This window comes from Pseudomonas sp. BIGb0558 (assembly GCF_024807515.1).
In the GTDB taxonomy this organism is placed as follows: domain Bacteria; phylum Pseudomonadota; class Gammaproteobacteria; order Pseudomonadales; family Pseudomonadaceae; genus Aquipseudomonas; species Aquipseudomonas yamanorum_A.
Genome location: NZ_JANUEW010000019.1, coordinates 32,386 through 46,123, shown reverse-complemented (window position 1 = coordinate 46,123; position 13,738 = coordinate 32,386). Strand labels below are relative to the sequence as shown.

The following is a 13,738-nucleotide window of genomic DNA, read 5'->3' as shown; positions in this document are numbered from 1 at the left end:
CAGAGGAAGGGCGCCCCAGGCATTATTTGCCGCTGTACAGGTTCAGATCGCCAAAGTGTTTCTTCTGGATGGTGGCGTAGGTGCCATCATCGTGTAACGCTTTGATACCTTTATCCAACAAGGCCTTGAGGTCTTTGTTACCTTTTTTGATACCGACCGCAGTTTTGGACGGCAGCAGTGGATCGTCGATGGCCTTGCTGACTTCATAGTCAGCACCGGCTGGCGACTTCAAAAAGCCCAGTTCGGCTTGCAGCATGTCTTGTACGGAAGCGTCCAGACGGCCGGAAGTCAGGTCAGCATAAACCTGGTCCTGGTTGGCATAGGCCTTGGTGGTCACACCGGCCTTGTCCAGTACGGCCTTGGCGTAGGCTTCCTGGATGGTGCCTTGCTCGTAGCCAACGCTCTTGCCCTTGAGGGACTCAGGCGTGGAGTAGTTCGCGCCTTTTTTGAACACCAGGGAAGTCGGGCCGGAGAACAGCTCGTTGGAGAAGTCGATCGCCTTTTCACGGGCTTCGGTCACGGTCATCGAGGAAATCACGCCGTCGAACTTGTTGGCGTTGAGGCCTGGAATCATGCCGTCGAAGTCACTTTCGACCCATTTGCACTTGACCTTCAGCTCGGCACAGATGGCATTGCCCAGGTCGATATCGAAGCCCACCAGGCTGCCGTCAGCGGCTTTTGACTCAAACGGCGCGTAGGACGGATCGACACCAAAACGCAATTCCTTGTATTCCTTGGCCAGCGCGGAACCGGCGGCCATGCACAGAGCCAGTGCAGAAAGGGTCAGCAATGCTTTTTTCATTATGTAATCCCTGGAAACCAAGATAAGCGCTTGTGGCGCGGTTAGGACTGTTACTGAACGGTGTCAGACCGAACTCAAGTAGCAATTTCTGCACCATAGTTCCGAATGGTCGTTTTAAAAGGTGAGATTAAGAAGTTGTGCCAGTAGGAAATGCCCGAAAATGGGCATAGATAATTCTGAGCGCTATTTTGGGGCGCTGGAAGATTTCAAATGGAGCACTTGTGTGGGAGCTGGCTTGCCTGCGATAGCATCATCTCGGTGTAGCTGATAGTCCGAGGCGTCTGCATCGCAGGCAAGCCAGCTCCCACATTGGTCGGTGGCGTTCCTCAGAGAAGTGTCAGGTGAGTAAATCCTGCAACGTCGCCAGGTTGTCCGCTTCCTCGACCGACTTATCCTGGCGCCACCGCAACATCCTCGGGAAACGCACGGCAATCCCGCTCTTGTGGCGCTTGGACAGGGCAATCCCCTCGAAACCCAACTCAAACACCAGACTGGGCGTCACACTGCTCACCGGGCCGAATTTTTCCACGGTGGTCTTGCGGATAATCCCGTCGACCTTGCGCATTTCTTCATCGGTCAGCCCCGAATACGCCTTGGCGAACGGCACCAGCGTGCGCTCGCTGCCGGGCGGGCCGTCCCACACGGCGAAGGTGTAGTCGCTGTACAGGCTGGCGCGCCGGCCATGGCCGCGCTGGGCGTAGATCAGCACCGCGTCGACACTGAACGGGTCGACTTTCCATTTCCACCACACGCCCATGTCCTTGGTCCGACCCACGCCGTAGAAGCCATCGCGGGCCTTGAGCATCATGCCTTCCACGCCCAGGCTGCGGGAGGCTTCACGTTGCTCTGCCAACGCTTGCCAGCTATCGGCGGTCAGCAATGGCGAGGCCCGCAGCGTGGGCTGCTCGCAATCGGCAATCACCTGCTCCAGCTGCGCCCGGCGTTCGGCCTGGGTGTGGTTGCGCCAGTCTTCACCATGGTGTTCCAGCAGGTCATAGGCCAGCACCGCGACCGGGGCGTCTTCGAGGATCTTCTTGCTCAGGGTTTTGCGGCCAATGCGCTGTTGCAGCAGGGCGAAGGGTTGTACCGACTCCTTCCACACCACGATTTCGCCGTCGATCACCGTGCCATCTGGCAGGCGGTGCTCCAGGTCGTGGAGTTCGGGGAAGCGGTCGGTGACCAGCTCTTCACCCCTGGACCAGATCCACAAGCGACCTTCGCGCTTGACCAGTTGGGCGCGGATGCCGTCCCACTTCCATTCCACTTGCCAGTCTGCGGGAGCACCGAGCAAGGCATCGAATTGCTCCACCGGTTGCGCCAGGCCATGGGCGAGAAAAAACGGATACGGCTGCCCGCCACGTTGCGCATGTTCGTCGCACGATTCGGCGGCAATCAGCTTTAAATAGCCTTCGGCCGTCGGACGGTTGGACAGGTCGGTGTAGCCCACCAGACGCTGGGCCACGCGCTTGCTGTCCAGCCCGGCCATGGCGGCGAGGGCGCGGGTCACCAACAGTTTTGATACGCCGACCCGGAAGCTGCCGGTGATCAGCTTGATGCAGAGCATCAGGCTCGGTTGATCCAGTTGTGTCCACAAGGCGGGCAGGCGTGCGGCCAGTTCTTCGGGCGGCAGGCCACGCAGGGGCAGGAGTTTTTCTTCCAGCCACACCGCCAGGCCGTCGTCCGAGGTGTGGGGCGATTCCGGCAGCAGCAGGGAAATGGTTTCCGCCAGGTCGCCTACCGACTGATAACTCTCTTCGAACAACCACGGCTCGATGCCGGCGGCTTCGGTGGCCATGTCCCGCAGCAGTTGGGTCGGCACCAGTTGCCGGGGCCGCCCGCCGGATAAAAAGTACACCGCCCACGCCGCGTCTTCCGCGGGCGCCTGGAGAAAATAGGCCTGCAACGCGGCGAGCTTGGCGTTGCTGGAGGTGGTGGCGTCGAGGTTGGCGTACAGCTCGGCGAAGGCTTTCATGACGCGACTTCCTCTTCGTCATCGCCGTATTCGGTGGTGAAGCCCTGGGCGTCCAGGCCCTTTTCCCGCAGGTGCCGGACCAACACGCCCACAGAACCGTGAGTGACCATCACCCGCTCGGCGCCGGTTTGCTCGATGGCCCACAACAGCCCGGGCCAATCGGCGTGGTCCGAAAGCACAAACCCGCGATCTACCCCGCGCCGCCGCCGGGTGCCGCGCAGGCGCATCCAGCCGCTGGCGAAGGCGTCGCTGTAGTCGCCGAAACGGCGTATCCAGGTACTGCCGCCGGCCGAGGGCGGGGCGATGATCAGAGCTTGGCGCAGTAGGGGATCGGTCTTTTTGAAATCACCGGCGTATAGGGTTTCGGGGATGTAGATGCCGGCTTCGCGGTACACCCGGTTAAGGGGTTCTACCGCGCCATGGCTGAGGATCGGGCCGATGCTGGCGTCGATCCCGTGGAGGATTCGTTGGGCCTTGCCAAAGGAGTAACAGAACAACACGCTGGCCTTGCCGGCGGCGATATTCGCCTGCCACCAGTCGTTGATCCCGGCAAAAATCTGCGCCTGGGGCTGCCAGCGATAGATCGGCAGGCCGAAGGTCGACTCGGTAATAAAGGTATGGCAACGCACCGGTTCGAACGGCGCGCAGGTGCCGTCGGGTTCGACTTTATAGTCGCCGGAGGCCACCCAGATTTCGCCCTGGTATTCGAGGCGTACCTGGGCGGAGCCGAGCACGTGGCCGGCGGGGTGGAAACTCAAGGTGACGCCGTGATGGAGCAGGGTTTCGCCGTACGCCAGGGTTTGCAGGTTGATGTCCTGGCCCAGGCGCGAGCGCAGGATGCCTTCGCCGGGAGCGGCGGCCAGGTAGTGCTGATTGCCGGTGCGGGCGTGATCGCCGTGGGCGTGAGTGATCACCGAGCGCTCCACCGGGCGCCAGGGGTCGATGTAGAAATCCCCGGCGGGGCAGTAGAGGCCTTCGGGCCGGGCGATAACAAGGTCCATGGGCGTGCCGTGGAGGTGGGCTTGTTAATTATGAGGCGGGGGCGGGTGGAGAAGTTCTATCGGAATGCATGCAATCAACTGTAGGAGCTGGCTTGCCGGCGATGCTGGCGACTCGGTCTTGCAGTCAGACCGAGTTGAAGCCATCGCTGGCAAGCCAGCTCCTACAAAGATTCGGTTGAGTCAGGGGTACCGGGTTATTTGCCCGGCACCAACGTCAACCGCGTCTTCCCATACACCCCGTCAAAGTTCTGCGGCTGCATCGGGAAGCTCAGGTATTGCGCCTTCAGCCACGGGTCGATGCCGTTGGCGTAGTTCGGGCTGGCCGGGTTGCCGGATTGGCCGATGCCGCTCTGGCCCATCATCGGTTCCGCCTGCCCGAAGTCGACGATCATCCGCAGCGCCGGTACCTGGGTTGTGTCGAAACTCTGGCCCCAGCTATATGGCGCGCTGTTCAGCGTGTTGTGATCGCCGCCTGCCGCCAGTGGCCCGCGAATGGTCTTGCCGCTGGTGTCCTTCCAGGTGTAGCTGTGCAATTTGCCCCACTGCCAGGCCTTGTGATCGGCGCCCAATGCGCTGTCGCCGGCAGTAATCGCGGCGGCCAGGCTGCGGGCGAGGATCGCCGGCTTGTCGGTTTTCTGCCCGGTGCGGGCATCATTCCAGAACGGGCTGTCTTCGCGCCCCAGCAGGTGGTCGGCCACCGCCGAGTACGACAGGTTGGCGTTGCCGATAAAGGCTTTCCAGGTGGCGCTGTTTTCCGGGCCGAGTTCGTCGAGGAAAATCTGCTTGGCGCTTTCCTGCAGGAACAACTCATAAATCGCCGCGTCGGCGGAGGTAGCTGCCAGGCGGCCATCAAAGGCCATCAGGCGGCCCAGTGCTTCCCGCGCCTTGGCCTGTTCGGCCACCGGTAATCCATCGATCGCCTGTTTCAGCGGCTGGGCCATGCCCGGCGCCTGGAACATGCTCTTGAGCTTGGCGGCAAACGTGGTGGTCTGGTCGTACTGCATGGCGATCATGCTACGGCTGTCATGCTTGCCGCTGCCCGCCAGCTGCGCGATGCGTTCGGCACGTTCCGGCGCGGCCCACGAGTTGGACAGTTGCATGCCGTAGCCGCGGGGAATGGTGCGCTGGTTGGCAGTGCCGATCCAACCCTGGGTCGGGTCCTGATCGTAAGGGTGCAGCATCGCGTCGGCGTAGCCGTCCCAGTCGAAACGCCCGTCCCAGCCCGGCGATGGCACCAGGCCTTCGCCTTCACGACGGTTGGGGAAGCGCCCGGTGACTTGCCAGCCGATGCTGCTGGCGTCGGCGAAGACCATGTTCAAGGCAATTGCGCGAATTTCCCGGGTGGCGTCAGACGCTTTACCGGCGGTTTGCGCACGGGACAGGTCGAAGAACGCGTCCAGGCTCTTGTCGTCCTTGAAGTCGGCGGTCTGCAAGGCCAGGCCGTAGCCGCTGTTCAGCGACTGGGCGCTGTTGAGCAATGGCCCGTGGCGGGTTTCGTACACCGCTTCGCGAATCGGCCGCTGGCCCTTGGCGAAGTAGGTTTCGTTACGCACGATGGCCGGCAGCCATTTGCCGTTGTTCTCGTAGTACAGCGCGTTGCCCTGGCGCTTGACCTTCTCCAGGAACACATCCTGGGTATCGCCCGCGACCTGGCTCATGCTCCAGGCCACCTTGCCGTTGAACCCGGAAAGCAGGGTTGGCAAGCCGGCGATCGACACACCGGCGGCCTGGTATTTCGGCGAGCGGATCTGTACGTAGTTCCACAGCGATGGCGCCTGCATCGAGGTCGACAGGTCATTGGCCAGCAGGCTCTTGTTGCTGCGACTGCGCTGCGGGCCGATAGCCCAGTTGCTGGAACTGGACGTGCCCAGGGTGTTCAGGGTGCCGAGGTGTTCGCTGAGGCTGGTCAGCGCGGCGAGACCCGGGATCTGGCCCAGGTTGATGCCCTTGAGCTTGTCGGACTCGGCCACCGGCAACGGTTCATCCGGGTAGCTTGGGGTCAGCCAGGCGAGTTTGTCGGCGCCGACTTTTTGCGCCAGCACCAGCGACGACAACTCTTCCTGCAAGTTGGTCGACTCGCTGAAATTCAGCAGGCAGAACAGCAGCGCCGAATCTTCCGGCTTCCAGTATTCGGGCTTGTAGCCGCTCTGGGCCAGGTCTGGCGGCAGTTTGTCGCGGTAGCGGAACAGGTAGGCGTTGACCCCGCGCGCATACACTTCAAAGAAGCGCTTGAGGCGCGGCGACGAGGCGTTATACAGCTCGCCGGCGCTCTTGCGCAGGTTGACCGCCCGCATGAAACGGTCGACATCCAGCACATCCGGCCCGGACATTTCCGCCAGGCGGCCCTGGGCCAGCAGGCGCAGGGTGACCATCTGGGTGATGCGGTCGCTGGCGTGCACATAGCCCAGGGTGAACAGCGCGTCATGGAACGTGCTGCTTTCAATCAGCGGGATGCCCTGGCTGTTGCGGCGCACGGAAACGTTCTGCGCCAGGCCCTTGATGGGCTGCACGCCGGAAACCGGAGGCAGGGTGTCTTGGGTGCTCTGTAACTGGCAACCGGCCAGGCCCAAGGCACTGGCAATTGCCGCGGCAACGCCGAACCGGGGAAGAAAATGTGAGAGGGCTGGCGAGGCCATGGCAAAGCTCCTGCGGGGGGTAGCGTCAGTAAAGGCGCTACGTTAGTGAGCGCGGCGAAACGACGCAAGCGGGAGGCGATGCTTATTTGTAGATAGATTTATGGATCAGCACAAAATCCTGTGGGAGCTGGCTTGCCTGCGATGCTGGCACCTTGGTGTGTCTGATTCACCAGGGTGATGCAATCGCAGGCAAGCCAGCTCCCACAGAGCGTGAAACGCACCTTTGGGTCAGGATTTCGGTGGATTGACCTTCTGCACCAGCTCATAAGCACGCACCGTAGCAGGGCGTTGCTTGATGTGATTGAACCAGCGTTCTACGTGTGGGAAGTCTTCCAGCTTCTGGCTCTGCCACTTGTGGGAAACGATCCAAGGGTAGATCGCCATGTCGGCAATGCTGTATTCCTCGCCGGCCACAAACTTGCGGTCGGCCAGGCGGCGGTCCAGCACCCCATACAAGCGGGCGGTCTCATCCACATAGCGTTTGATCGCGTAGGGAATCTTCTCCGGGGCGAACTGGCTGAAGTGATGATTCTGCCCGGCCATCGGGCCCAGGCCACCCATTTGCCAGAACAGCCATTGCAATGCTTCCTGACGACCGCGCAGGTCCTGGGGAATGAACTTGCCGGTTTTTTCCGCGAGGTACAGCAGGATCGCGCCGGATTCGAACAGGGAAATCGGTGCGCCGCCGTCCGTCGGGTTCTGATCGACGATGGCCGGGATGCGGTTGTTGGGGGCGATTTTCAGGAAGTCGGGCTTGAACTGGTCGCCCTGGCCGATGTTGATCGGGTGCACCTCGTAAGGCAGACCGGCTTCTTCCAGGAACAACGACACTTTGTGACCGTTGGGGGTGGTCCAGTAATACAGGTCGATCATGAAGCTCTCCAAGGGTGGTGACGCTTGAGCGAATGCCTGTAGGTATAGGTAATGTTAGGGTGACGAAAATTCAATGAAACATTTGGGTCTATCGATATGGAAATCCGTGCGGGCGCGGTGTTGGTGCTGATTGATCAGCAAAAAGGCATTCACCATCCCAGGCTGGGGCGGCGTAATAACCCGCAGGCGGAGGAACGTATGCTGGCGTTGCTGGGGCATTGGCGGCGGCAAGGCTGGCCGGTGGTTCATGTGCAGCATTTGTCGCATTCGCCGGAGTCGGTGTTCTGGCCGGAACAGGCGGGGGTGGAGTTTCAGGACGCGTTTGTTCCCCAGGCGGGCGAGCAGTTGATCCAGAAGCGGGTGCCGGATGCGTTTTGTGGCACGGGGCTGGAAGCGAATTTGCGTGAGGCGGGGATTCAGCAAATGGTGCTGGTGGGCGTGGCCACCCATAACTCGGTGGAGGCCACGGCCCGCACTGCCGGTAACCTGGGGTTTGAGACGTGGGTTATCGAAGATGCCTGCTACACCTTCGACAAGGCCGACTTTTTCGGTCAGATGCATTCGGCCGAGACGGTGCACGCCATGTCGTTGGGCAACCTGCACGGTGAGTACGCCACCGTCATTTCCTCTGAAACCCTCCTCCCCGTAGCAGCTGTCGAGCCTTAGCGAGGCTGCGTTGGCCGCACCGCCGCTTCCAGGCCAGGCACTGCACCGCGTCGCGCCCGACGCAGCCTCGCTGAAGCTCGACAGCTGCTACGGCGGGGTTTAAGCCACGGCACCATCCACCAACACCTGCAACGTCTGCTGTGAGCACCGCTCGATGCGTACCCGCACGCCATAGACTTCGGCAAACAGCGCCGCATCCAGCACCTCATCCGCCGCGCCACTGGCATACAGCCGGCCCTGTCGCAGCACCGCGATATGGTCGGCGTAGCGCGCTGCGAGGTTGATGTCGTGCAGCACCACCACTGCAATCAGGTTGTGCTCCCGCACCAGGTCACGTACGCAATCCATGACCTTCAACTGGTAGTTCAAGTCCAGCGCACTGGTGGGTTCATCCAGCAGCATCACCTGCGGGCGGCGCGCAATCAGTTGCGCCAGGCTGACCAGTTGCCGCTGGCCGCCGGATAACGTACTCAACAGCTGGTCCGCCAGATGAGCGATGCCAATCCTTTGCAACGCATCGAACGCCTCGCGCATGCACGCGTCGCTTGAATGCGGAATGCCATCGAGGTTCGCCACCCGTAACGCGGCGATCACACTTTCCATCACGCTCAGGCTCAACCCCGGCGGAAGGTTCTGCGGCATGTAGGTCACGCGCCGGGCGCGCTCGCCAACCGACATTTTCGTCAGGTCCAGGTCACCCAGTCTTACGACGCCCTGCATCTTTTCCAGGCCGGCTATGGCCCGCAACAACGTCGACTTGCCCGCACCGTTCGGCCCGATCAGCGCGGTCAGGCTGCCATGGGCCAGGGTCGGCAAACTCAGGTCGTGCACGATCTGGCGCCGTCCATAACTGACGTGGGCGTTCTGAATCGACAACCCGCTGCTCATAACTGTCTCCCACGCTTGAACACCAGCAACACGAAAATCGGCACGCCCACCAGTGCGGTGACGATGCCCACCGGCACAATCACGCCGGGCATGATCAGCTTGCTGGCGATGGACGACAGCGACAGCAGCAAAGCGCCGACAAGGGCGCTGGCCGGCAGCAGGAAGCGCTGGTCTTCACCCACCAGGATCCGCGCGATATGCGGACCCACCAGACCGATAAATCCGATGGTTCCCACAAACGCCACGGCGGTGGCCGACAGCAGGCTGATGCGCAACAACGAGAAAAACCGCAGGCGTTTCACGTCGACACCAAAGCTTTGCGCACGGTCTTCGCCCATGCGCAGCAGGGTCAGGCGCGGGGCGGCGGCGAAGGAAAAGGGCATTACCACGGCGACCACAAACGCGAGGATGCCAAGCTTGTCCCAGTTGGCTCGGGTCACGCTGCCCAAGGTCCAGAACACCAGTTGTTGCAGCACGTCCTCGGTGGCCACCAGTTGCAACAGCGCGACCACCGCGTTGCAACTGAAGACCAGGGCGATGCCGAACAGCACCAGGCTTTCCACCCCGGCACCCCGCAGGCGCGACATGGCTTGCAGCAAAAATACCGAGGCGGCAGCGAACACAAACGCCGAAATGGAAATCGCCGTATTGGCCGACACCCACAGCGTCGTCACTGGAAACACAATCACCAGGGACGCGCCCAATGCCGCGGCCGAAGAAACCCCCAGAGTGAACGGACTGGCCAACGGGTTGTTCAGGATCGCCTGCATCTCGGCACCCGCCAGGGACAGCGCGCAGCCCACCAACACTGCCATCAGCGCGTAGGGCAGGCGCACGTTCCAGATAATCACCTGGTCGGTGGCGCTCAAGTGCGCCGGGTGCAGCAAACCATCGAGCAGGGCGCCAAGGCCCATGCCCGACGGGCCGCTGGCCAGGTCCACGAGGATCGCGCAAACCAGCGCGCCTCCCAGCAGGGCCAGCAGCCAGCAACGGCGCGCGAGCAGGCGGCGATAGCCCTGGCTGGCGGCGGCGAGGTCGAGGGTTTGAGTGGTCATTGGATTCGCAGCCTTGAAAACGACGAAAATCCCTGCCGGTACTCGGTCAGTGTGGGAGCTGGCTTGCCTGCGATGGCGATGGTGAATCCAACACCGCTATCGCAGGCAAGCCAGCTCCCACAGGAATCGTGTCCAGGCTGGGAATGGGTTGTGAGCCTTAGTTACTTGGCCTTGCCATCAATCCAGTAAGCACCCTGCAGCGGCATGCCGAGGAACTGCTGGTTCATCGCTTCCATGGTCGCCTTGGGGTCCAGCTTGGCGAACAGTTCCGGATGCACCCACTTGGCCAGCGCTTCAATCGCCAGCAGGTTGTACGGCGAGTTGTAGAAGTCATGCCACAGGCCGTGGGAATTGCCCTCACGAATCGCCCGAAGGTTCACAAATTCCGGGCGTGCCAACACGCTGTCAAACGCGGCACGTGCGTCTTCGTTGCTCACGCCCGCGCCAAGAATCAACCCAGGTTTGTGATTGCCGGTGGCCACGTACACATCCGGGTCGGCCTTCAGTGCGTATTCGACACTGATGTCCCCCAGCGCCCCCGGCACCACATCGGCGGCGATGTTGCGCCCGCCCACCAGCTTGATCACTTCACCCATGCCGCTCTTGCCGGTGGTGTGCCCCGGCGCCTGCCAGGCACCGGCCAGCAATTCCAGGAACACACTCGGGCGCGGCCCGGCCGGCAAGGTGGCGACGGCGTCGGTGATCACCTTGATGTGCTGGTCATAAAAGTCGAGGAACGCCTTGGCCTGGGTTTCCCGGCCAAGGGCCTGGCCCAGGGCCGTCATGCTGGTGTGAGTGCCTTGCACCGGGTTGATGCGAAAGTCGACGAACAACACGGCGATTCCCGCCTTGGCCAACACATCCGCCACCGGGCTGTGTTCGGTGGGGCCGTGGCCGGAAATGCTGAACACGGCGAGGTCGGGTTTCAGCGAGAGAATTTCCTCGGCGCTGACGCTTTGCTCCGAGGCCTGACCAATCAGCGGGATGTCTTTTACCGTCGGAAATTTCGCCACGTAGGCGTTGTAGGTGTGGGCGTCCAGCAGCTTCAAATCATTCTGCCAGCCGACAATCCGTTGGAACGGCACGTCCTTGTCCAGCAAGGCGAAGGCGGAAATCAAACGGCCTTCGCCGAGCACCACACGTTGCACGTGGTCCGGCACGTTGACCTGGCGGCCCAGCACGTCGGTGACTTCATGGGCGGCGGCCGTTTCGGCGTGCCCCAGTATCAGCACGGCAAACAGCGCGCCCAGCTTGAGGAAGTAGCGGGGTTTCAGCATGGCGAGAACTCCAGGTGAAGGCGGCGCATCAGACATCGCTCCAGCGCCGCAAAAGGTTGTGATAGGCGCCGCTCGGTTGCAGCGTTCGCCTCGGGGGCCGGCTTAAAACTCATAGTCGACGCTGGCCGTGAGCGTGCGCCCGGCGCCCGGGATGCCGTAGAGCTGGAAGCCGTCCAGGGACGAGCCGATCTGGCTGTAGTAGAACTTGTTAAACACGTTGTTGAGGTTGAGGTTGACCGTGGTTTGTTTGGTCACCTTGTATTGCGCGGCCACGTTGTTGAGCCAGTAGCCCGGGGCCTTTTCGTGGTCGCGGGTGTAGATCGCGTAGACGCCGGACGGGCCGTTGGCGTAGCTGCTGTTGTTGTTCAGGCCGCCGACGTATTTGTTGTCGCTGTAGCGGCGGCGTCCTACGTACTGCGCGCCGTAGCTCAGGCTCAGGTCGTCGGTGACGGCGTAGGTGGTCCACAGGTTGGCGGTCAGGTCGGGAACGTTCTTGGCCTCCTCGCCCTTGTTGGCGCCCTTGGTCTGGGTGCTTTTGAGCGCCGAGAACCCGCTGTACACCGTCCAGCGCGGGCTGATATTGCCTTGCAGGCCAAGCTCCACGCCGTCTACGCGTTTGGCCGGGAGGGCGCGGACCGGCGCGGTTTCGCCGTCCTGGTATTCCCAGGAGTTGTCCAGTTCGGTGCGGAAGATCGCGGCGGTGACGTTCAGCAGGTCGTGGGCAATGTCCCACTTGGTGCCGATTTCGTAGGTTTTCGACTTGGCCGGGGTGTAGTTGCTGGTGCTGGCGGCGCCGTAGATCTGGTTGTTGGTGGACGCGCCCAGGGCCGACGGTTGTGCCGCTTCGCTGTAGGACACGTAGATGCTGCCGTTAGGCAAAGGCTTGTACACCGCGCCGACACGTCCGCTCACGGCTCCGTCGGTGCTGTCGACGGAAGCCTGCCCACGCTGGGTGGTCTTGGCCTGCCAGTTGTCGTAGCGCAGGGAGCCGAGCACTTGCCACTGTTCATTGAGGGTGATGGTGTCGCCGAGGTAGATACCGGCGTTGTCGATCACCGAGCGCGGCTGGCCTTCGCCCTTGGTCACGGTGGTGCTGGCAAAGCTGTGGTTCGGGTCGTTCATGTCGAAGAACAGATCGCCGGCCGGCACCTCGGCGTTGCGTTTCAGGCCGCCGTAGGTCTCGTGATAGAACTCAAGCCCGCTGACCACCGCGTGTTCCAGGCCGCCGGTATTGAGCTTGAAGGCGAAGTCGGTCTGGTTGTCGAGAATGGTGTAGCGCGTCGACTGGCCGAAGTCGCTGCCCCGCAGAATGCCGTAGGCGGTGTTACCGCTGTTGGCGTATCCCGGGTAGGCATTCACCGTACTTCCGGGCACTTGGTTGATCGGTCCTACGCCGGTGTAGCCCAGGGTCGCACAGCGCGGGCCGGTGCAGGTTTTCTGGCCATTGGCGTTGGCGGCAAAGAAGCGTGCGGGTGAGAGCACGGCGAAGTTGTCGGTGCGCTCCCACTTGGTCTGGTTTTTCAGGGTCGCTTCGTTCCAGTCCAAATCATGTTCGAAGCGGGTGGTCAGCGAGGTGGTTTTGGTCTGCTGGGTGTACAGGTGCGAATCGCCGTACCAGTTCGAACGCTTCACGCCGGGCATGCGGTCGCCGTCGGTGCCGCGCTGGATCGGCACGCCGCCGTCCGGGGTGTTGTCGTCCTTCTGGTAAAAGGTGTCGATAAACAGGCGTGTGTCAGTGCCCAGGCCGAAGCCGAGGGAGGTCGCGATGCCCCAGCGGTCGTAGTCCACGTCGTCGCGCTCGGCCACCTGGTTGTAGTGTTTCATCAGGTTGATGCGCAGGGCGGTGGTGTCGTTCAACTGCTTGTTGAAGTCGCCGGTGAGGCGGCGGTAGCTGTCGGTGCCGATGCCGGCGGAGAGCTTGTTGGCGTCTCCCAGGTGCGCCTCTTTACTCACCAGGTTGACGCTGCCGCCTACAGCCGACACGCCGGATTCGATCGAGCCGGTGCCCTTGAACACTTCCGCCTGTTGCAGGTTGAAGGTGTCGGTGCGGGTCGATTGGCCGGCATCGCGCACGCCGTCGACGGTCAGGCTCTGCTCCGAGGAAAACCCGCGAATCGAAAACAGGTCACCCCAGCCCAGGTTGCCTTCGCCGGACATGAAGGTGATGCCCGGCACGTTGCGCAACACTTCCTGCAAGGTTTGCGCGTTCTGCTCCTTGAGCACTTGCTGCGGGACGATGGTCACGCTTTGCGGGGCGTCCAGCAGTGGCTGGCTGATTTTTGCCGAGGTCACCCGGTCAACCTTGAAAGCCGAAGTGGCTTCGCCATCGATCTTGATTTCCGGCAGGCTCAGCACCGAATCCTGGGACGCCGCCACCGGCGTATCGGCCCAGGCAGTGGGTGGAAGGCTGCCGGCGGCAAGCAGGCCGAACATCGGCGCAAGGGTAGATTGGCGCGACAGAACGCGAGGGGAAGGCAATGGCATTCAGAGTGACCTAGGCTAAATTACAATTAATCTCATTTAGATTCGGTAGTCTAAAGACCGATACCGGCCGGCATGCCGTGGCTT

The 13,738-nt window shown here is 62.0% G+C and carries 11 protein-coding genes; 1 reads left to right on the top strand and 10 read right to left on the bottom strand.

Annotated elements, in window-relative coordinates:
* Nucleotides 1-22 precede the first annotated feature (22 nt).
* From M2400_RS21190 to M2400_RS21170, 5 genes are all read right to left on the bottom strand, one after another.
* On the bottom strand, nt 23-802 hold the full coding sequence (locus M2400_RS21190) for a transporter substrate-binding domain-containing protein (protein ID WP_003213667.1): 780 nt from the start codon (nt 800-802) through the stop codon (nt 23-25).
* Nucleotides 803-1,139: 337 nt separating this feature from the next.
* Nucleotides 1,140-2,774: an ATP-dependent DNA ligase gene (locus M2400_RS21185; protein WP_259199236.1), complete on the bottom strand. Its 1,635-nt coding sequence runs from the start codon at nt 2,772-2,774 to the stop codon at nt 1,140-1,142.
* Entirely contained in the window at nt 2,771-3,775 is a 1,005-nt protein-coding gene (locus M2400_RS21180) for a ligase-associated DNA damage response exonuclease (RefSeq protein ID WP_259199233.1), read from the bottom strand. The genes M2400_RS21185 and M2400_RS21180 overlap by 4 nt, the downstream gene beginning before the upstream one ends.
* Before the next feature lie 194 nt (nt 3,776-3,969).
* Nucleotides 3,970-6,411, bottom strand: coding sequence for a penicillin acylase family protein (locus M2400_RS21175; protein ID WP_177115750.1), 2,442 nt, complete (start codon nt 6,409-6,411; stop codon nt 3,970-3,972).
* Nucleotides 6,412-6,639: 228 nt separating this feature from the next.
* Nucleotides 6,640-7,284, bottom strand: a complete 645-nt coding sequence (locus tag M2400_RS21170; RefSeq protein ID WP_177042066.1) for a glutathione binding-like protein — start codon at nt 7,282-7,284, stop codon at nt 6,640-6,642.
* Nucleotides 7,285-7,380: 96 nt separating this feature from the next.
* On the opposite strand from M2400_RS21170, the gene M2400_RS21165 reads away from it, so the two are divergent.
* On the top strand, nt 7,381-7,950 hold the full coding sequence (locus M2400_RS21165) for a cysteine hydrolase family protein (RefSeq protein ID WP_259199216.1): 570 nt from the start codon (nt 7,381-7,383) through the stop codon (nt 7,948-7,950).
* Between the two features lie 99 nt (nt 7,951-8,049).
* On the opposite strand, the gene M2400_RS21160 is transcribed toward M2400_RS21165, so the two are convergent.
* The 5 genes from M2400_RS21160 to M2400_RS21145 all read right to left on the bottom strand — a co-directional run bounded on the left by M2400_RS21160 (nt 8,050) and on the right by M2400_RS21145 (nt 13,654).
* Nucleotides 8,050-8,838 (bottom strand): ABC transporter ATP-binding protein, encoded by a 789-nt coding sequence (locus tag M2400_RS21160; protein WP_259199211.1) that lies wholly within the window; start codon nt 8,836-8,838, stop codon nt 8,050-8,052.
* Entirely contained in the window at nt 8,835-9,893 is a 1,059-nt protein-coding gene (locus tag M2400_RS21155; protein WP_177042069.1) for an iron ABC transporter permease, read from the bottom strand. The genes M2400_RS21160 and M2400_RS21155 overlap by 4 nt, the downstream gene beginning before the upstream one ends.
* A gap of 161 nt (nt 9,894-10,054) precedes the next feature.
* Nucleotides 10,055-11,170, bottom strand: coding sequence for an ABC transporter substrate-binding protein (locus tag M2400_RS21150; protein WP_259199204.1), 1,116 nt, complete (start codon nt 11,168-11,170; stop codon nt 10,055-10,057).
* A gap of 28 nt (nt 11,171-11,198) precedes the next feature.
* Nucleotides 11,199-11,252, bottom strand: a complete 54-nt coding sequence (locus M2400_RS33630) for a hypothetical protein (protein WP_177042103.1) — start codon at nt 11,250-11,252, stop codon at nt 11,199-11,201.
* Between the two features lie 20 nt (nt 11,253-11,272).
* On the bottom strand, nt 11,273-13,654 hold the full coding sequence (locus M2400_RS21145; protein WP_259199201.1) for a TonB-dependent siderophore receptor: 2,382 nt from the start codon (nt 13,652-13,654) through the stop codon (nt 11,273-11,275).
* Between the last annotated feature and the right edge of the window lie 84 nt (nt 13,655-13,738).